The 18,160-nt window shown below is 68.8% G+C and carries 16 protein-coding genes and 1 pseudogene; 12 read left to right on the top strand and 5 right to left on the bottom strand.

From position 1 onward, the window contains the following. Positions 1-8: 8 nt before the first annotated feature. Complete coding sequence (locus OG963_RS40145) at positions 9-1,034, bottom strand: alcohol dehydrogenase (RefSeq protein ID WP_319740181.1); 1,026 nt, start codon at positions 1,032-1,034, stop codon at positions 9-11. 244 nt (positions 1,035-1,278) lie between these two features. On the opposite strand from OG963_RS40145, the gene OG963_RS40140 reads away from it, so the two are divergent. The 5 genes and pseudogenes from OG963_RS40140 (at position 1,279) to OG963_RS40120 (ending at position 6,659) form a co-directional block, all read left to right on the top strand. Continuing rightward, on the top strand, positions 1,279-2,010 hold the full coding sequence (locus tag OG963_RS40140; protein WP_371800016.1) for an HAD family hydrolase: 732 nt from the start codon (positions 1,279-1,281) through the stop codon (positions 2,008-2,010). A gap of 282 nt (positions 2,011-2,292) precedes the next feature. Next, positions 2,293-3,015, top strand: a complete 723-nt coding sequence (locus OG963_RS40135) for a dienelactone hydrolase family protein (RefSeq protein ID WP_371800015.1) — start codon at positions 2,293-2,295, stop codon at positions 3,013-3,015. 262 nt (positions 3,016-3,277) lie between these two features. Next, positions 3,278-3,484: pseudogene (locus OG963_RS40130) on the top strand (transposase); the annotation flags it as partial. Positions 3,485-3,604: 120 nt separating this feature from the next. After that, positions 3,605-3,763, top strand: coding sequence for an IS3 family transposase (locus tag OG963_RS40125; RefSeq protein ID WP_371800355.1), 159 nt, complete (start codon positions 3,605-3,607; stop codon positions 3,761-3,763). Between the two features lie 208 nt (positions 3,764-3,971). Continuing rightward, positions 3,972-6,659, top strand: coding sequence for a bifunctional GNAT family N-acetyltransferase/acetate--CoA ligase family protein (locus OG963_RS40120; RefSeq protein ID WP_362273244.1), 2,688 nt, complete (start codon positions 3,972-3,974; stop codon positions 6,657-6,659). Between the two features lie 99 nt (positions 6,660-6,758). Here the strand turns inward: OG963_RS40120 and OG963_RS40115 are convergent, their stop codons facing one another. Then, positions 6,759-8,183, bottom strand: a complete 1,425-nt coding sequence (locus OG963_RS40115; RefSeq protein ID WP_371800014.1) for a sensor histidine kinase — start codon at positions 8,181-8,183, stop codon at positions 6,759-6,761. Then, positions 8,180-8,914 (bottom strand): response regulator transcription factor, encoded by a 735-nt coding sequence (locus OG963_RS40110; RefSeq protein WP_319740175.1) that lies wholly within the window; start codon positions 8,912-8,914, stop codon positions 8,180-8,182. Before OG963_RS40110 ends, OG963_RS40115 begins: the two co-directional genes overlap by 4 nt. Positions 8,915-9,084: 170 nt before the next feature. Here OG963_RS40110 and OG963_RS40105 point away from each other — a divergent pair, with 170 nt between their 5' ends. From OG963_RS40105 to OG963_RS40085, 5 genes are all read left to right on the top strand, one after another. Beyond that, complete coding sequence (locus OG963_RS40105) at positions 9,085-10,446, top strand: ferric reductase-like transmembrane domain-containing protein (protein WP_371800013.1); 1,362 nt, start codon at positions 9,085-9,087, stop codon at positions 10,444-10,446. A gap of 11 nt (positions 10,447-10,457) precedes the next feature. After that, positions 10,458-10,889, top strand: a complete 432-nt coding sequence (locus OG963_RS40100; protein ID WP_319740173.1) for an FMN-binding protein — start codon at positions 10,458-10,460, stop codon at positions 10,887-10,889. Then, positions 10,882-11,649 (top strand): FAD:protein FMN transferase, encoded by a 768-nt coding sequence (locus tag OG963_RS40095; protein WP_319740172.1) that lies wholly within the window; start codon positions 10,882-10,884, stop codon positions 11,647-11,649. Before OG963_RS40100 ends, OG963_RS40095 begins: the two co-directional genes overlap by 8 nt. A gap of 138 nt (positions 11,650-11,787) precedes the next feature. Beyond that, entirely contained in the window at positions 11,788-12,303 is a 516-nt protein-coding gene (locus OG963_RS40090) for a DUF2231 domain-containing protein (RefSeq protein WP_319740171.1), read from the top strand. 1,025 nt (positions 12,304-13,328) lie between these two features. Beyond that, positions 13,329-14,735 (top strand): PP2C family protein-serine/threonine phosphatase, encoded by a 1,407-nt coding sequence (locus OG963_RS40085; RefSeq protein ID WP_371800012.1) that lies wholly within the window; start codon positions 13,329-13,331, stop codon positions 14,733-14,735. A gap of 224 nt (positions 14,736-14,959) precedes the next feature. On the opposite strand, the gene OG963_RS40080 is transcribed toward OG963_RS40085, so the two are convergent. Then, on the bottom strand, positions 14,960-15,634 hold the full coding sequence (locus tag OG963_RS40080) for a CBS domain-containing protein (RefSeq protein ID WP_319740169.1): 675 nt from the start codon (positions 15,632-15,634) through the stop codon (positions 14,960-14,962). A 203-nt stretch (positions 15,635-15,837) separates the two neighbouring features. Here OG963_RS40080 and OG963_RS40075 point away from each other — a divergent pair, with 203 nt between their 5' ends. Beyond that, positions 15,838-16,737, top strand: coding sequence for a pyridoxamine 5'-phosphate oxidase family protein (locus OG963_RS40075; RefSeq protein ID WP_319740240.1), 900 nt, complete (start codon positions 15,838-15,840; stop codon positions 16,735-16,737). A gap of 350 nt (positions 16,738-17,087) precedes the next feature. Here the strand turns inward: OG963_RS40075 and OG963_RS40070 are convergent, their stop codons facing one another. Then, the gene (locus OG963_RS40070; RefSeq protein WP_319740168.1) at positions 17,088-17,351 is read right to left on the bottom strand and encodes an SHOCT domain-containing protein; all 264 of its coding nucleotides are present in this window, start codon (positions 17,349-17,351) and stop codon (positions 17,088-17,090) included. A 385-nt stretch (positions 17,352-17,736) separates the two neighbouring features. On the opposite strand from OG963_RS40070, the gene OG963_RS40065 reads away from it, so the two are divergent. Beyond that, positions 17,737-18,018: a DUF1876 domain-containing protein gene (locus OG963_RS40065; RefSeq protein WP_319740167.1), complete on the top strand. Its 282-nt coding sequence runs from the start codon at positions 17,737-17,739 to the stop codon at positions 18,016-18,018. Positions 18,019-18,160 lie beyond the last annotated feature (142 nt).

Below are 18,160 nucleotides of genomic sequence, written 5' to 3'. Positions count from 1 at the left end.
CGGGTACGTCAGCGGGTGGTCAGCACCATCCGGAAGCGGGCCGCGCCGGAGAGCATCTTCTGGTAAGCCTCATCGGCCTGGTCCAGCGGCACGATCTCGGTCATCGGGCGAATTCCGTGCAGGGCGCTGAAGGCCAGGGTGTCCTCCACGTCCTGCGCGGTGCCGGACGGATGGCCCCGGACGATCTTGCCACTCATGAGCAGCTGGTTCGGGCTGATGCCCAGTGGCTCGGTGTCCGCCCCGATGACCACCAGCTCGCCGCGGGGCGACAGCCCCTCCACGGTCGCTGTGGTGGCGTCGGAGTTGGCAGCGGTGGCCAGGACGACTCTGGCGCCGCCCAGGGACTGCAGCGCGTCCGCGACGGGGGTGTCCGCCGTGCTGTCGATGTAGTGGTGCGCACCGAGCTGCTCGGCGAAGTCGGCCTTGCCGGCTCCGCGGGCGATGGCCACGGTCTCGAAGCCCATGGCGGCTGCGTACTTCACCCCCAGGTGGCCGAGGCCGCCGATGCCGAGCACGGCGACCAGGTCGCCCGGCCGGGCGGAGCTGCGCCGCAGCCCGTTGTACGTGGTCACCCCCGCACAGCCCAGGGGCGCCGCATCGGGCGCGGCCAGCGCGTCGGGGATCCGGGCCAGCGCGTCTGCCGGAGCGATCACCGCTTCGGCGTACCCTCCGTCGTAGGCCCATCCGGGAACCTTCAGGTTCTCGCACACGATGAAGTCGCCCTGCCTGCAGGGCTTGCAGTGTCCGCAGCTGCCGCCGAACCAGCCCACCGCCACCCGGTCGCCCACACGCCAGCCCTTGTCCTGCGTTCCCTCGCCGAGTTCCTCGATACGCCCGGCGATCTCATGCCCCGGGACCAGCGGAAACCGCACGCCCGGGACCCCGGCGTTCACGAAAAATACGTCGCTGTGGCAGACCCCGCAGGCATCCACGGCAATCCGTACGTGGCCTGGACCCGGCTGCGGCATCTCACGCTCGACAATCGCGAGCGGACCGCCGGGGGCGGAGACCTGGGCGACTCGGTAGGTGCTCATCTCGATCTCTCCGGGCTACGGGTACGGCACCCCCGGAAGCCAGTAGAGCAGCCCCGGCCCGAAGGCGCGCGCCGACTCCTCGCTCCCGAGATCGACCGCGGACCCCGTTCTGAGCCAGCAGGGATGCGAATCGCGCTCACACGTTCCATGTCCCGCGTCATGCGACCTGGAGAACCGTCCCAAGAGGAAGATCGCGACACCGGCCTTCTGGCGCCCGGGACAGGCACCACGAGACGATCATCCGATGGCAGATGTGATTTTCTTCGATCTGGACGGCACCCTGGTCGATCATCGAAGCGCTGTCCTGGAAACGATCGGCCAGATCGTCCGGGCCGCGCCGAACGCGACGGCTCCGCCGGCGGAGCTGGTGGCGCTGTGGTGGACGCTGGAGGCGCGCCACATGCGGGAGTACTTGGCCGGTCAGTGCTCCTTCGCCGAGCACCACCGGCGCAGGCTCCGCTCCTTCCTGCCGATGCTCGGCGAGCCGGTTCCTGAAAGTCCCGGCCTTCTGGACGCCTGGATCGCTGAGCGCTACCTCACCGTGTTCGCGGAGTCCTGGCGGTGCTATCCCGATGTCCAGCCATGCCTGGAGACCCTGAAACGGCTTCCCCGAGGACCGCGTCTGGCTGTTCTCACCAACGGGGACCCCGAGCAGCAGCGCGCCAAGCTCGCCCGCTTCGGCCTCCTCGAATACTTCGAGGCCGTCCTGACCTCGACCGAGCTCGGAGCGGCCAAGCCCGTGGCCTACGCCGCCGCCTGCCGGCGGATGCGGACGGACCCCGCGCAGGCGGTCAACGTGGGCGACATGCTGGAAGGCGATGTACACGCGGCCGCCGTCGCCGGACTCACCGGCATCTGGCTGGACCGAGGCATCGACTTCGTCACCGGTGGACCATCGCCGACGGCAGACGAGACGGTGCTCCGCATCGAACGGCTCACCGACCTCCCCGACCACCTGTCACGCACGAAAGCCTGATCGGCTCTCATGGCCGTCACGAGGGAGCGACCAGGGTGCACGCCTTCCCCGGGGTACGCATCGGCTGCCCATGTGGTGAGGCGGCATCCGGCCACGGAGCCTCGGCAAAAACCCGTTGGCAGACCCACGGCGGCCGCTGCTAGTCTCCCGGAGGCCGTGCGAGAGAACGAGGAGGTGGTACCCGTGAACGCAGTAACTACATGGGTGCTTCCCTCCGGGGTCACGGTCGGGCGATAGGTCGTCCGGGAGCGCCGTTCAAGAGCCCTCCCGAAAGGCACGACCGTGCAATTCACTTCTGAACAACGCCTCGACGACGGCGTCCTCGAGCGCGAATTCAACCTCGGCGAGATCCCCGGCACCCTGTGGACGTCTGGATCCGCACCGGCCCCGCTGGTCCTGATGGCCCACAACAACGGCCTTCCCAAGGCGGAACCCCGGCTGGTGGCCCGGGCCCGGTACACCGCGGCGCGCGGCTACGCGGTGGCCACCATCGACGCCGCCGGGTGCGGTGACCGTCCCCGTTCCGCAGCCGATGAGCAGGCCCGTACCGAGCTCCGGCGGGCGATGCAGGCCGGCGAGCAGGTCGACGAGATCTTCGAGTCCTTCATCGGCCCGCTCGTCGAAAACGCGGTCCCGGAATGGCAGACCACTCTGGACGCACTCCTTGAGCTGCCCGAGATCGACGGCCCCGTCGGGTACTCCGGGGGGTGGACCGCCCTCGGTATTCGGCTGGCGGTGGCCGAGCCGCGCATCGCGGCCGCAGGCTTCTTCGCCGGTGGGTACGTGCCCCGTGCCCAGCGCGAGGAGGCCCGGCAGGTCACCATTCCGCTGCTGTTCCTGCTGCAGTGGGACGACCAGGGGAATCCACGGCAACGGGCCCTGGACCTGTTCGACGCGTTCGGCAGCAAGGACAAGACGCTGCACGCCAATCCGGGAGGGCACACCGGCACCCCGTGGTTCGAGCTGGAGGACGGGTGCCGGTTCTTGGACCGCCACCTGAAGTGAGGCCGGGCCGCCTGGCGGGCGGCGGACAGTAGGAGGTGTCGGCCGGGATGCCGCCATCGAGGACAGGTCCCGGCCCTCCTCGATGGCGGTGACCGGCAGATGCACAACCGCCCCGACCGGCCGGTACCGGCCGGTCGGGGCGGCGCTCGGCCATCAGCGCCGCCATCAGCCGGGACCATGCCGTGAGGCACTCGACCCGCAGCTTGCGGACCGCGGTGTTACCAGGAGCGCTAGTTGGCACCGGGGGGCGTTCGTGACCTGCGGGACGAACGAGAACACGAACGGGCTTCTGCGCCAGTACTTTCCCAAAGGCACCGACCTGTCCAGGTGGTCGCCCGACGAACTCCAGGCAGTGGCTCACGCCCTCAACAGCCGGCCCCGCAAAACACCCGGATGGAAGACCCCGGCCGAGGCACTCAACGAACACCTACACTCGGCCCAGAAAACCGGTGTTGCGACGACTGGTTGAATCCGCCCAATACACCAGCCACCAATTCGCAATACTGGCCGACCAGTTCGGCGTTCGACTGCCGGTCGGCCGCACCGGTCGGTGCTGGGACAACGCGCTCGCTGAGTCGTTCTCTCGACCATCAAGCGCGAATTGCTCGATACCGCCGTCTGGCCCAGCCGGGCAGCCGCCCACACTGCGATCTTCGATTTCATTGAAGGCTGGTACAACTTGCACCGACTGCACAGCAGCCTCGGCTACCTCAGTCCCGCCGACTACGAGACCGCACTCGCAGCCTGACCACCACACCAAAGGTGTCAGTCAAAGTGGAACAAGCTCAGGCCCGCCGCCCATTCCACCAAGTCCTCAGCCCGGCCGATGCGCCTCGGGGCGGACCGCACGGGGGGTACTGGGGCCAATCGGCCCCGCCGCTTACCCGCTCAGCCCCTGTGGCCCACGGAGCACGCGCCGAACACTGGAGAGGAAGCGTCCGGAAGGAGATCTTGCGATGACCGGCACCAAGGAAGCCCCGGTGCACGCACTGCTGGGCGACGGCACCACCGTACGGATTCGCCAGGCGGGATCGGCGGACCGCGAAGAAGTGCTACGGCTGTACCAGGAGATGTCGCCGGAGAATCTGCGGCTGCGGTTCTTCTCCGCCAACCCCGCCTCCGCAGGGAAGGCCGCCGACCGCGTGGCAGCGGGCGAGCGGCCTGGCTACCGCGCGCTAGCAGCTGAATACGCGGGACATCTGGTGGGCCTGGCGGAATACGAGGTCCTGCCACCAGGAAGCACCGCCGAGATCTCGGTGGCCGTCGCCGAAGGGTGGCACCGCCGGGGTGTGGCGACGCTGTTGCTGGAACACCTGGCGGACGCGGCCCGTACGGCAGGGGTGACGGCGTTCAGCGCGGACGCCCTGGCCGAGAATCACGATGTGCTGAAGGTCTTCCACGACCTGGGGCTGCGCGTCACCAGTCACTTCGACGGTCCTGAGGTGCACTGCACGGTCGAACTCACGGAGGACAACACCTACCTGAATGCCGTCGAGATCCGGGGCCGGGTCGCCGACGTCGTCAGCCTGCAGCCGCTGCTGCGGCCGAGGGCCGTTGTGGTGATCGGTGCCGGACGCAAGCCAGGCTCCGTAGGGCGGGCGATCCTGAGGAACATCCGCACCGGCTCCTACACCGGGCTGGTCTACGCCGTACACCCCGAAGCGGCAGCCGTCGCCGGAGTACACGCCTACAGCTCCGTCGCCGATCTGCCGCAGGTGCCTGACCTGGCCGTGATCGCCATACCGGCCGCGTACGTCGACGGAGTGGCAGAGGAGTGCGGGAAGGCTGGCGTGCGAGCCTTGCTCGTGGTCTCTGCGGGACTGAACACGCACCAGGCCGCGGGCCTGATGGGCTCGTGCCGGCGCCACGGTATGCGACTGGTTGGTCCCAACTGCCTAGGGCTCGCCAACACGGAGGACCGCGTACGTCTCGACGCGACCTTCGCTGCCCGCCATCCCGGACCGGGAACCGCTGGAGTCGCCGTGCAATCAGGCGGTGTCGGCATCGCGCTGCTGGATGGCCTCGCCCGCCTCGGCATCGGCGCGTCCAGCTTCGTCTCGCTCGGCGACAAGTACGACGTCAGCGGTAACGACATGCTCCAGTGGTGGGAGAGCGACGGGCACACGGACCTGGCGCTGCTGCATCTGGAATCCTTCGGCAACCCCCGTGCCTTCTCGCGCACCGCCCGCCGAGTGGCCCGGGCGATGCCGATACTCACCGTGGACGCCGGCCGATCCGAGGCCGGCCGGCGCGCCGCAGCCTCCCACACCGCGGCGGCGGCCACCCCGACCATGACCCGGCAGGCTCTGTTCACCCAGGCCGGTATTACTGCCACCCGCACCATCGGCGAGCTCCTGGACACCGCTGCCCTGCTGCATGCACAGCCCCTGGCCGCAGGTACCAAGGTCGTTGTTGTGAGCAATGCGGGGGGAGCGGGAGTCCTGGCCGCGGACGCGTGCACGGACGCCGGGCTCGTCGTCCCGGCGCTCAGCGCCGACCTGGTGGACGAGCTTCTTGGCCTACTGCCGGATGGTGCCACTGCCACCAATCCCGTGGACGTCACTGCGGCGGTCGGCGAAAAGCAACTACAGGCGTGCGTCAGCCTCCTGGCCCGGCACGGCGCCGTGGACGCCGTACTTGTGGCACTGGTCCCCACTGCTGTCGCCACCGCCACCGGCGAGGACTTGGTACGCGCCCTGACATCGGCCCCAGAGCCGCTCCCTCGTCCGGTCATTGCGGTCCTACCCGCCCAGGCAGCCCGTGTCGAACTTCTACCGGCCACCGACGAGACCGCCGTCCCCGCGTACTCGGACGCCGAGGACGCCGCCCGTGCCCTCGCCCACACCGCCGCCCGCGCCGACTGGCTCTCCCGGCTACCGAGTTCAGTACCCGATTTGCCGAGCGTGGAGACCGGCCGCGCACGGGATCTCGCCGCCGCATATCTGGACGGCAACCCGAAAGGTGGCTGGCTGGATCCGCAGGCGACCGCGGCGCTCCTCGCCTGCTACGGCATCCCTCAGATCCCCTGGGCGTGGGCCCGGGACGAGGACGAGGCCGTCGACGCGGCCGAGCGACTCGCAGGGCCTGACGGGCGCGTCGTGATGAAGGCCTACTGGCCAGGGTTGCTGCACAAGAGCGAGCAGCACGCCCTCCACCTGGACCTGCACAACGCCTCCCAGATCAGAGCCGCTCACCGTGATCTGGTCACCCGGTTCGGTGACCGGATGACTGGGGTGGTCATCCAGCCACTCGCCGAACGCGGCACCGAACTGTTCGCCGGGGTCGTCCAGGACGAGGTCTTCGGACCCCTCGTGGTGTTCGGGCTGGGCGGTACGGCGACCGAACTGCTCGCCGACCATGCGGCCCGGCTGGCCCCGCTGACGGAGCTCGACGCGCACGACCTGCTGACCTCGCCACGCTGCTCGCCGCTGCTGTTCGGCTACGCCGGCCGTCCCACCGCCGACCTCGGTGCTCTGGAGCAGCTGCTGCATCGGCTGTCGCGAATGGCCTCGGACCTGCCCCAGCTGGCCGACGTCGACCTCAACCCGGTCCTCGCCGGGGCGCACGGGATCACGACGCTCGACGCCCGCGTCCGGCTCGTCCCGCGCCATGCCCACGACCCGTATCTGCGTCGGCTGCGCTGACACGGTCCCCACAGATTGAAGGAGAAGATCGGCGCCGTCATGCGCACCGTAGCGAGCGAACGGGCCTGCTCCATCGGGGTTCGGGCCAGGCGAGCGGTGTCAGTTGGGGAGTGTGAGGCGGAAGGTGGTGTGTCCGGGACGGCTGGTGACGGTGGCGGTTCCGCCGTGAGCGGTGATGACGGCATGGACGATGGCGAGGCCCAGACCGGTGCTTCCTGTACTGCGGGAGCGGGCATGGTCGGCACGTACGAAGCGGCCGAAGACCTCGGGCCGAAGCTCTTCGGGGATGCCTGGCCCGTTGTCGCTCACGCTGAGGGAGACGCCGGCCGGCTCGGTGGTGAGGGCGATGGTCACGTCGGTGCCTGGCGGGGTGTGGGTACGGGCATTGGCGAGGAGATTGCCGATGGCCTGCTGGAGCCGGTGGGCGTCTCCGGCGACGGTGACAGGATCTTGGGGGAGGTCGAGGAGCCAGCGGTGGCCGGGGCCGGCGGCGCGTGCGTCCTCCGTAGCGTTCAGGATCAGCAGGGTCAGATCGACCGGTTCATGTTCGAGAGGGCGTCCGGCGTCCAGGCGGGCGAGGAGCAGCAGGTCGTCGACAAGGCGGGTCATACGCTGCGACTCGGCATCGATGCGTTCCAGGGCGTGACGGACTTCGGCGGGGACGGGGCCGTGCCGGCGCAGGGCGAGCTCGGCGTGGCCGCGGATGTTGGCGACGGGGGTACGTAGCTCGTGGCTGGCGTCGGCGGCGAAGTGCCGGAGCCTCTCCTCGCTGGCCTGACGCCGGGTGAGGGCGTCCTCGACGCGGCCGAGCATGTGGTTGAGGGCGGTGCCGACCTGGCCGACTTCGGTGCGCGGGTCGGTGTCGGGAAGTGGTTCCGGCATGGCGACTTCGCCGCTGGCGAGCGGCAGCCCGGCGACCTCCGCCGCCCGGGCGGTGACCCTCTGGAGGGGGCGAAGGGAGATCTGCACCCACAGCGCACCGGCGATGCCGGTAGCTACGAGGGCGGCGCCGAACAGTACGGTTTCGACCGCTTCGAGCCGGTGAACGGTCTCTTCCACCGGGTGCAGGGGCAGGCCGGTGATCAGAATGTCCTGGTCGTCGCCCTGGACGGCCGTGACGCGATAGCCCCCCAGTGTGGAGAGGCGGATGCTGTGCCCGCTTCCGTCGACGGGAATTCCCGCAAGGGCGCGGCGATCACTGGGGGTGAGGTGGAGGGGTTGGTCGGTGGCTTCATCGACGACGGCTGCCTGGGTGACGGTGCCGTTCAGGAGGCGGGCGCCGAAGGTCGCCTCGGCCTGACCGCGCGTGTCGGGACGGTTGTCCGCGTCGGGTTCGGCCTCGTGTTCCAGGCTGGCGGCGAACCGGCCTCCTGAGGCGGAGAGCTGTTCGTCCAGCCGCCCCATCAGGAAGCCTCTCAGAGCGAGGGCGGTGGTGATGCCGACGACGAGGCAGGCGAGGGCGAGCAGAGTGACGAGTCCGGCGGTGAGCTGACCGCGCAGGGTACGGGGCGGCAGGCGCCTCATGGGGAGTCCGGCTTCAGGACGTATCCGACGCCGCGCACGGTGTGGATCATCGGGGTGCGTCCGGCATCGATCTTCTTGCGCAGGTAGCTGATGTAGAGCTCGACGACATGGGCTCGTCCGCCGAAGTCGTAGGCCCAGACGCGGTCGAGGATCTGGTCCTTGGACAGCACTCGGCGCGGGTTGCGCATGAGGAAGCGTAGGAGTTCGAACTCGGTGCGGGACAGGTCGACCGTGGTCCCGCCGCGTCTGACCTCCCTGGCTTCCTCGTCCATGATGAGGTCGCCGACGGTGAGCTGGTTCGTGCCCGGCTCGGCAGTCATCCCGGCCCGCCGGAGCAGCCCGCGCAGCCGGGCCAGGACTTCTTCCAGGCTGTAGGGCTTGGTGACGTAGTCGTCGCCGCCGGCGGTGATGCCGGCGATACGGTCCTCGACGGCGTCACGGGCGGTCAGAAACAGCACGCACACGCTGGGCGCCTCGCGCCGAAGGGCTCGCAGGATGTGCAGGCCGTCGAGGTCGGGCAGCATCCAGTCCAGGACCACCGCATCGGGCCGGAAATCACGGGCCGTGGTGAGCGCGGTCGCTCCGTCTGCGGCGGTACGGACCTGCCAGCCCTCCCCTGTCATGACCCCGGCCAGCACGTCCGTGACGTCGGGCTCGTCGTCGACGACGAGCACCCGTACGGGCGCTCCGTCGGGGCGGTGCAGCAGCGAGGTCTTACGTGGCTCGTCCATGGTTCCTTCAGCATCCCCCAGCACGGACCACAGCAGGGCTGGCCCTGCCTCTGAGTTTCCTCTGAATCGGCCCTGAAGGCGGCCGACGGGGCCGTTTCAGAAGGTACACAGAAGTTGGACTGTGAGGCTGGCCGCCCATCACCGGAGCATGTCTCATCCGGAGGAGCGCCATGACCGCCACATCCACCACCACGTACGCGAGTCGTGGGATGCGCCACCGGCGCCCGCGCCGCAGCGTCGTGCCGATTCTGGCGTCGCTCGTGATCTGGGCCGGCGCCGCCGGGGTGCTCGCCCTGTGGTGGAGCGACACGACCTCGGTCGTCGGTCCGGCGGGCTGGCTCACCGGTGCGGGACGTATCACCGGGCTCCTGGCCGGCTACGGCTGCGCGGTCCTCCTCGCGCTGATGGCCCGCATGCCGCTTCTGGACCACACCATCGGCACGGACCGGCTCGCCCGCTGGCACGCGTTCGGCGGCCGCTGCACCATCTCCCTGGCCCTCACCCACACCCTGCTGATCATCTGGGGCTACTCACTGACCTCGCACACGAACGTGGTCAGCCAGACCTCCACGCTCGTCCTGCGTTACCCCGACCTGCTCAAGGGCACCGCCGGCTTCCTGCTGTTCCTGACCACCGGAATCCTCTCAGCCCGCGCGGCCCGCCGCCGAATGAGTTACGAGACCTGGCATTACCTGCACTTCGCCACCTACCTGGCCGTCTTCCTCACCTTCGGACACCAGCTCTCCAACGGAGCCGACTTCGTCGGCAACCGCTCCGCCCAGGCGGCCTGGTACACGCTGTTCCTCGGCGTCGCGGCGCTGGTCGCCTGGTACCGGTTCGCCGTACCCGTCCGGCGCGGACTGCGCCACCGACTGCGCGTGGCCGCGGTCCATCCCGAGGCACCGGGTGTGGTCTCCGTCCACCTCACCGGCGACCACCTGGACGAGCTGGGGGGTGAGCCGGGGCAGTTCCTGCGCTGGCGCTTCCTGACCCGCGGGCTGTGGTGGACCGCCAACCCCTACTCCCTCTCCGCCCCCGCGCAATCCGGCCGCCTGCGCATCACCGTGAAGACGGCAGGCGGGCACAGCGCCGCGCTCGCCCGCCTGGCACCCGGCACCCGGGTCTGGGCCGAGGGACCTTACGGCGCCTTCACCGCGAGGCGCCGCACCGCCCCCAAGGTCCTCCTTCTGGCCGGCGGTGTCGGCATCACCCCCTTGCGCGCGCTCTTCGAGACACTGCCTGGCCAGGTCACCCTCGTCTACCGGGCCCGCCGCCCGGCCGACCTCGCCCTGCGCAGTGAACTCGACGCGATAGCCGCCCGCCGGCGCGCCGGCGTGCACTACGTCGTCGACGAACCGGCCGCCTACTCCTCACCCCTCACCGCCCGGGGCCTGACCGATCTGGTGCCGGACCTGGCGGCACACGACGTCTACCTCTGCGGCCCTCCCGGCATGACCCAGGCCGCGATCACAGCCCTGCTCGACGCCGGTGTGCCGGCACGGCGCATCCACCACGAGTCCTTCGCGTTCTGAGGAGAACCGCCATGCGCCCAGCCGTCCTCGCCACCACCGGGATCAGCGCCCTCGTCGTAACCCTGCTCGCCCTCAAACCTCACCAGCTCCCCGCCCTCGCAGGAGTGGCCCCCAGGTCCCCAACAGCCTCCGCATCGCCACACACCCCCGCCGGTGCGTCCACGGGGACGGGCACATTCACCGGAGATCCGATCGATACCCAGTACGGAGCCGTGCAGGTCGCCGCCGTCCTCTCCAAGGGAAAGATCATCTCCGTCAAGGTTCTTCAGGCACCGGACCAGAACGGCCGCGACCAGCAGATCGCCGCCTACGCCCTGCCCCGCCTCACCCAGGAGGCCATCGGGGCTCAGAGCGCACACATCGATGCCGTCTCCGGTGCGAGCTACACCAGCCAGGGCTACATCCAGTCCCTCCAAAGCGCCCTGGACCAGGCCCATGCCTGACCCCGCGCTCGGGCTGCGCCACGTCGAGCACGTCATGGGCACCGTCTTCTCCTTCGACATCCGTGACAAGCCCACCACCGCCATCCACCGCGCCCTCGCCGAGGCTGTGCACCACCTCCACCGGGTCGACGCCGTGTTCTCCACCTACCGGCCCGACAGCTACATCAGCCGCCTCGACCGCGGCGAAATCCGCCTTCAGGACTGTCCGGCCGAAGTCCACGAAGTCCTGTCCCTGTGCGCACAGGCCACCCACGACAGCGACGGCTGGTTCAGCATCACCCCCTCCGGCACCCTCGACCCCTCAGGTCTCGTCAAAGGCTGGGCCACCGAAACGGCGTCCCAGCTTCTTTACGACGCGGGCGCGCACCACACGTGCGTCAACGGCGGCGGTGACCTGCAGCTCCGCGGTCAGGCCGGCCCCGGCACTCCGTGGCGCATCGGCATCGCCCACCCACTGCGCCCCGGCGAACTGGCCACCGTCATCACCGCCGGCCACGACCTGGCCGTCGCCACCTCGGGCACTGCCGAACGCGGCGTTCACATCGTCGACCCGCACAGTGGTACACCCGCCGCGGCGTTCGCCTCCCTCACCCTCGTCGGGCCCCGCCTGACGCTCACCGACACCTACGCCACCGCCGCATTCGCCAGAGGCGACGGGGCACAGGGCTGGGTGGAAACACTGGACGGATACGAAGCACTCGCGGTGCTGCCCGACGGCCAGGAATGGCGTACCCCAGGATTCCGGCGATATGGATCATGAGACAGGGCGCGGACTCATTCCCGCTCGCAGGGAACGGCCGCCTCCCGGTCACGGCCGCGGCTTCGCCACCGAAGGCGCCGTAGAAGCTCTACTTGTTCCCTGTCCAGCGTTGAACACCAACCCCGAAGGAGCCCCGCTGTGGGACCCGACCTGATCAACGGCATTCCCGCGCACGTCTTGTTCGTGCACTTCGTCGTGATCCTGGTACCCCTCACTGCTCTCGCTCTGATCCTGTGCGCCGCCCTCCCCTCGGTCATGCGCCGGTTCGGACTTGCACTCCCGGCCCTCGCCCTGGTGTCCCTGATTAGCGTGCCGTTGACGACAAACGCCGGCGAGTGGCTGGAGCGGCACGTGGACAGCGACGCCCTGGTCCGCAAGCACACCGAACTCGGCGAGGAACTCCTTCCCTGGGTCGTCGCACTCTTCCTGGCGGCCACGGCGGTGTGGTGGTCCTACCACCACACCGCCCACCGCACCCCCGACGCGGGGGGATCCACCAGCACGGTGGCCATCCCGCTGCGCATCACGGCAGCGGTTCTGTCCCTCGTCGTCGGAGTCGGCGCGGGCGTACAGGTGTACCGAATCGGCGAGTCCGGTGCCAAAGCCGCCTGGCACGACGCCTACTCCTCAACCGCGCACTCCAACCGTGACTGACCGGCATCCGTCGGGGGGCACCCCAGCCCGGGGACCGCGCTCGTTGACAACGACACAGCATCCAGCCCTTCTGCTTGATGCGCATTGAGCACCAAAACCAAAAGCAGGAGGTCCAGGACATGCCCGAGCACCACTACTCGGCTCACGCGGTCGGTCCCTGTGATCACACCGCGAACCACACGGGGAACTGACCACCGTAACCGCGAAGCGCCGGTGGCACAACGGCTGCTTGTCACAACGATCCATTCCCGGAGCAAGATCAGAATCGGGTCACCGGGGCGTCGCTCGGATCGTTTCTCAGAGCTCGCTCGCGCGCAAAAGCAAGTCGACCCCTTCCGGGGAGATGTTCTCGCCGTCCGTGGGGTCGAGGTTGGCGCCGTGCCGCGCGTTCGGCCCGCGTTGGAGCGGTGAGCACGTCGATGGCACCGATCCCGGTAAGCATCGGCTCGGAGGCCGACCCCCGCCGACAGGGCTGATCGCCCTGCTGCAAACCGGCACAAAGGCCCGCCGTCGGCCGGCGCACCGCTGCCGTCACAAAACCTTCCCAGCGATGGTGCCAACCGGAATACGCAGCGACGTTCCCGCGAACGCGGACCGGTCTGCCCGAGCTGCGCCATGCGTGGCGTGCCGCTTTCGGAGTAATGAGCGGGTTAAGCTATTTGATCGTGTCACGCTGTGATCTTGCTTGATCACGGTCGTGTCAGGAGCCCGAGATGCACCGCTCGCGTGAGTGGGTGATGAGCCGATCCGTCGTGCCTGCCACGCGGATCCCACTGTCACAGCCCGGCGTTGGCCCAGGGGTGCAGGAACAGCACAGACGCCGGTGTCGCCGGAGCTGGGGTACCTGAACCTGGACAAGAAGCCGTCAACACCTCGTCAAGCAGTGACGTAAGGCCTTCGACCAACGCGAGGTTTCGTGCGGCAGCCCCTCCCGACTCACCTTCACGGCAGTCTGATCCACACTGGTACCGACTCCTGATGGGCTGAGGGCCACCGAACCGAAATCGAATCACCAGGCGGCCGTGATGACCGGGAATGCCGAAGCCCCCCAACAGCACCCTGACCCCACGCTGCGCCTGCGTCTGGGCACTGAGTTGGAGCGGATCGCCGAGCAGCTCAGATCGTTGGCCCGGGCCCAGGACCAGTTGCATGACCTGTACGAAGCCGTCCTGAGCCGCGACGTAGAGCTGCCCGTCGTGCTGGGTCTGATCGTGTCCACAGCGATGGAACTGGTCGGCGCCCGCTACGGCGCGCTGGGCGTGCTTGACGAGGAGGGCGAAAACCTTGAACTGTTCGTCCCCGTCGGCCTGTCCGAGCAGGAACGGGCAGACCTGGTCGGCGTGGAGCTCCCTCGCGGGCGCGGTCTGCTCGGGCATCTGATCGCCCACCCTCAATCGTTGCGCGTCGATGACATCGCCGACCACCCTGACTCAGCAGGCTTCCCGCCCGGCCATCCGGCCTTGCGGACCCTGTTGGGAGCGCCGATCAGCATCCGCGGGAAGATCTACGGGGATCTGTATGTCTCCGAGCGGCTCGACGACCGGCCCTTTGATGCCCACGACGAAGTCTTGATCGTCGCGCTGGCCGGCGCCGCGGCCCTGGCCATCGACGACGCCCGCCTGTACGAGCAGGCCAGCCTCGACGCCGAGCGGTTCCAGCGGCTCCTGCTACCCAGGCTTCCCGAGCACCTGGAGCCGTTCGAGGCTGCCGCTGCCTATATTCCTGCCAGCACACCCGGACAAGTCGGCGGAGACTGGTACGACACTCTATTGGTCCCTGACCAAGCCTGCGCCGCAGTCATCGGCGATGTCGTCGGCCACGACCTCCAGGCCGCCGCCGCGATGGCCCAGACCCGCAACATGCTGCGCGCCCTCCTCTACGACCGACACACCCCGCCCAGCGCCGTCCTCAGTCGACTCGACCGCACCCTTCAAGCCATCACAGACAGCCCCGTCACCACCGCATGCCTTGCACGCATCGAACCCAGACAACCGGTTGGTTGGACACTGCGCTGGAGCACCGCAGGCCACCCCCCACCACTGCTGATCACCCCGGACCACCGGGCTCGCTATCTTCATGCCGACCCTGACTTGCCCCTCGGCGTCGACATCGCCCAGTCACGCCACGACCACACCTACCCTCTGCCCCCTGGAGCGGTGGTGATGTTCTTCACCGATGGGCTCGTCGAACACCGTGAGCACCCGATTGAAGAGAGGCTGGAACGCCTCGCAGCCAGCGCTGTCGCCCACGCCGCCATGCCCCTGCACGACTTCGTGCAAGCACTGGCCGACAACCACCCCAGCGACGGCAACGACGACATGGCCATCCTCGCCCTGCGAACCCCGCCGAGCCCCGGGGAGACTCCGGACGAACACCGTCCGTCGAACGCTCGTCAGGAACGCGGCCCAGGGGACCCGCCATTGCCGATCTGACGGACAGTCACCGCTCCCCCATCAATCAGTGCGAGCTGGCCGACGGAGTCCACACCGCGCGTGCGCGTCCCGCAAGCCACGAAAGGGCCCGGCCATTCCTCATCAAGATCATCGGCTGAAGTGGCGCGAACCCGGCCGTCAAGGTCTGTGCAGACAACACGGACCGGCGTTCACCCGTTGCGCGAAGGGCCGACGGTCCCGTCGCCGCCCCGGTCCTGAATGGCTCACGTGCCGGTGGGGGAATTCCGGTCGTCGTCGGTGCGGTGCGCGATGTGCTCAGAGACCGAGACCACGCCGTCAACGCTCCGGCACAGCCGCTCGATGATGGGGACCAGGCTCTTGAACTCGACAGATCCATTGAGGGTGACCTGCCCCTCACGTACCTCGACCGTCACCTCCGAGGGAGCGAGGCCCAACGTCCCCTGCAGTACATCCCGGTTGATCTCCTCGCGAATGGCGTCGTCACGGCGCAGGAAGATCCGCAGCAGGTCACTGCGGCTGACGATGCCCTGGAGCCTGTCCGTCTCGTCGACGACGGGCAGGCGCTTGACGTTCTGGACTGCCATGAGGCGGGCGGCCTCAACTACGGTCCACTCCGGACGGGCGCACACCGCGGGAGCCGACATCAGCTCCTCTGCCCTGGCCCCCTCGGCCTTGGCGCGCTCCCACGCCTCCAGATGTGGGATCGGGGTCCGGCCGGAGGGATCGGCCTGGTCCGCGGATTTGCGCAGGAGGTCGGCCTCGGACACCACCCCCATGGGGCGGTCCCGTGCATCCACCACGGGTACGGCGGTGACATCGTTCTCCGCCAACAGCTTGACGATCTCCTTGAAGGGCATGTCACGCCGTGCCCGGACGACGTCTCGGGTCATGAGCTCTGCGACCGTTCGGTGGTGCATGATGCTTCTCCCTTCGGGGGTGTGACACGCACATGTGAGGCGAATCAGGAACCAATCGCCCACAGGTGAGCCGCCCGGGTCCGTTTGGGGGGGAGCCCCAGCCTGGCCCGTTGAGCCAAGGAGGTCAGGGTTTCACCCCGTGCGGCAGCACGCCGCGCGTGGCACGTTGGATACAGCAACATATTGAGGAAACGGCGGCGATCATGCGAGCTCACCTCGGCGATCAACTTGTGGTCGAAAGCCCAGCCACCGGCGCTACCAGGCGCGACGGCGAGATTGTCGGACTCCACCACGAGGACGGAACCCCTCCCTACGACGTGCGCTGGTCGGATACGGACGCGGTGACTCTCGTTTTCCCGGGCCCCGACGCGCATGTCCAACACATCGAACACCGGCCCGAGAGAGAAGCCACGGATGAGGCGGGTGCCGAGTCCGCCAGGACCTCGCTTGGCAGGGCACCCAACCCTGGCGACATCGGTCGGCGCGTGGCGTTCGAACGCAAGCGCCAGGGACTCACCCGGGCAGAAGCAGCCCGCCTCGCCGGAATGGCGCCGGCCTACCTGGCGTATCTCGAAGAACGGCCGGCCGACCCGACTGTGGCGAGTCTCATCAGACTGGCCGGCGCGCTGGGCACCAACGTTGCGGTCCTGCGCGGAGCCGGCATCGACCGGCCGCCAGGCCAAGGTCGCGCGCTCGTGCACCCCCGTCTGCAGGACATAGGCCCAGACGAATGCCGAGCCCGGCTTTCCACGCATGGCGTGGGGCGAGTCGCGGTGTCGACACCCGACGGGCCAGCCGTCATCCCGGTGAACTACGAGGTCATCGATGACGCGATCGTTTTCCGGACCGCGCCTGCCTCGGTGCCCGCAGCAGCTGTGGGAACGGATGTCGCATTCGAGGTCGACCATGTGGATGAGGCCATGAGCCAGGGCTGGAGCGTGCTCGCAGTCGGCCCTGCACGGGTTGTTACGGAGCCCGACGCGGTACATCGGCTAGCCGTTCGCGCCCATACCAAGCCTTGGGCAGGGGGCCAACGCGAGATGTGGGTGTCGATCCGGCCCACGCGCCTAACGGGGCGTCGCATCAGTCCTGCCGATCAATGAGGGCCACGGACTGCGGCTTGCCCGGCGCGCGTTCCACGACCGCGATCTGACCGTCACCGCAAAGCGATTCCAGGAATGCGGCAGAACCGCACGGCTTCTTCCCTGGCATGCGTACGGGATGCGAAGTGTTCACACTCGCTTTGAGGAGAACCAGTCGGGGCGGTCCGGCTCAGTGCGATCTCCCTGAGCAGATCATCACGAGACAGGGGAGCGCTCCGCGGGGGTGACGTTGATGCTGCACCGGCGGGAGAGGGCGCTGCGCTTGGGCGCAGGGTCGTGACGGCTCCTCCCCGTCTGATGCCGGTCACGGCGTCCTTGATGCGAACGGTCGGCAAGGGCATCCTCAGGGGTCACCCGTGTTTCGTGGAAGGCGGGGAAGCGCGCAGGGTCGTCAGGCGCCGCTGGTACTCCTCCTCGTCGATCTCGCCGCGGGCGAACCGCTCGGCGAGCAGTTGTTCGGGCGAGGGCCCAGCCTGGACGTGGGGGCGCTCAGGGGTGCGGCCCAGGGCGCGGAAGATGAGCACGCCGATACCGACGATCACCACCCAGAACAAGACCATGCTCACCGACATCGCGAACCAGCCCCAGCCACCACCGTGGCCGTACCAAAACATCGCGTTTCACTTCCCGGTTGTTGCCGGGGCCCCGGGCGCGGAGCCCGCTGTCCTGCCACGTTCTCTGTCACTGTCACTGTCACTACCACGGTCCCTCGGCCCTGACCGCCGGTGTAGGGCCGGATGGTCCCCGGTTGCCGGACGGTCAGCCGCGTGCTCGCAGGACGGCCCACAGGGCGTGCCGGACGGACCTCTCCGGCACGCCCTGTGGGCCAGTAGGCCCAAGCCCGGAACAGCTCACACGGCGCAGAATGGAGGCCGGAACAATTCGAGAAGGATCGTTTCTGCGCCGAATCCTCGTACTTCGCCGTCGTGGGAAACCGGCGTGCCGACGGCGGTCGCGCCCCCGGCAGGCTGGACCATTCAACGGAAGGAAGGCTTGGCCATGACCCTGCACACCGGCACCGAGAAACCACACAGCAAGCACTGGAACGTGGGTCTGGACCTCTTCGAGGAAGGTGACCTCACCAAGGTTCACGCCGTCCTCGACACCGGTGACACCACCCTTCGGAGTCGCACCTCCGCCCAGCGCAACCCTAACGACACACCCGTTCCCGAGATCGGCGACGAGTTCGCCGTCGGCCGAGCCCTGATCGACCTCGGTAACCAGCTGCTCCGCGCCGGAAGAGCCGACTCCGCGTCGGGTGGCCTTGCCGCGCCCGGTTGAACGGGCGTCGAGGGCAGCCGCCCCCGACCGGTGGACAGAAGAGGTCCGCCACTGCACAGCGTCGGCCGTCGCGCTGCCGCCCGATGTCCGACCCTCGGGATGCACCTGTACGCGGCACCAATGCGTGCCGTGCGGCATTCCC

Origin of the sequence: Streptomyces sp. NBC_01707 (assembly GCF_041438805.1) — a bacterium.
Lineage (GTDB): Bacteria > Actinomycetota > Actinomycetes > Streptomycetales > Streptomycetaceae > Streptomyces.
The sequence above is the reverse complement of the archived record's forward strand: the minus strand, read 5'-3'. Positions and strand labels throughout refer to the sequence as shown.

Coding starts and splice junctions, on each gene's coding strand:
- OG963_RS40095 (WP_319740172.1), top strand. CDS start 10,882: ATGCCTGACCCCGCGCTCGGGCTGCGCCACGTCGAGCACGTCATGGGC.
- OG963_RS40110 (WP_319740175.1), bottom strand. CDS start 8,914: ATGGACGAGCCACGTAAGACCTCGCTGCTGCACCGCCCCGACGGAGCG.
- OG963_RS40065 (WP_319740167.1), top strand. CDS start 17,737: ATGACCCTGCACACCGGCACCGAGAAACCACACAGCAAGCACTGGAAC.
- OG963_RS40145 (WP_319740181.1), bottom strand. CDS start 1,034: ATGAGCACCTACCGAGTCGCCCAGGTCTCCGCCCCCGGCGGTCCGCTC.
- OG963_RS40140 (WP_371800016.1), top strand. CDS start 1,279: ATGGCAGATGTGATTTTCTTCGATCTGGACGGCACCCTGGTCGATCAT.
- OG963_RS40105 (WP_371800013.1), top strand. CDS start 9,085: ATGACCGCCACATCCACCACCACGTACGCGAGTCGTGGGATGCGCCAC.
- OG963_RS40080 (WP_319740169.1), bottom strand. CDS start 15,634: ATGCACCACCGAACGGTCGCAGAGCTCATGACCCGAGACGTCGTCCGG.
- OG963_RS40120 (WP_362273244.1), top strand. CDS start 3,972: ATGACCGGCACCAAGGAAGCCCCGGTGCACGCACTGCTGGGCGACGGC.
- OG963_RS40100 (WP_319740173.1), top strand. CDS start 10,458: ATGCGCCCAGCCGTCCTCGCCACCACCGGGATCAGCGCCCTCGTCGTA.
- OG963_RS40070 (WP_319740168.1), bottom strand. CDS start 17,351: ATGTTTTGGTACGGCCACGGTGGTGGCTGGGGCTGGTTCGCGATGTCG.
- OG963_RS40085 (WP_371800012.1), top strand. CDS start 13,329: ATGACCGGGAATGCCGAAGCCCCCCAACAGCACCCTGACCCCACGCTG.
- OG963_RS40115 (WP_371800014.1), bottom strand. CDS start 8,183: ATGAGGCGCCTGCCGCCCCGTACCCTGCGCGGTCAGCTCACCGCCGGA.
- OG963_RS40075 (WP_319740240.1), top strand. CDS start 15,838: ATGCGAGCTCACCTCGGCGATCAACTTGTGGTCGAAAGCCCAGCCACC.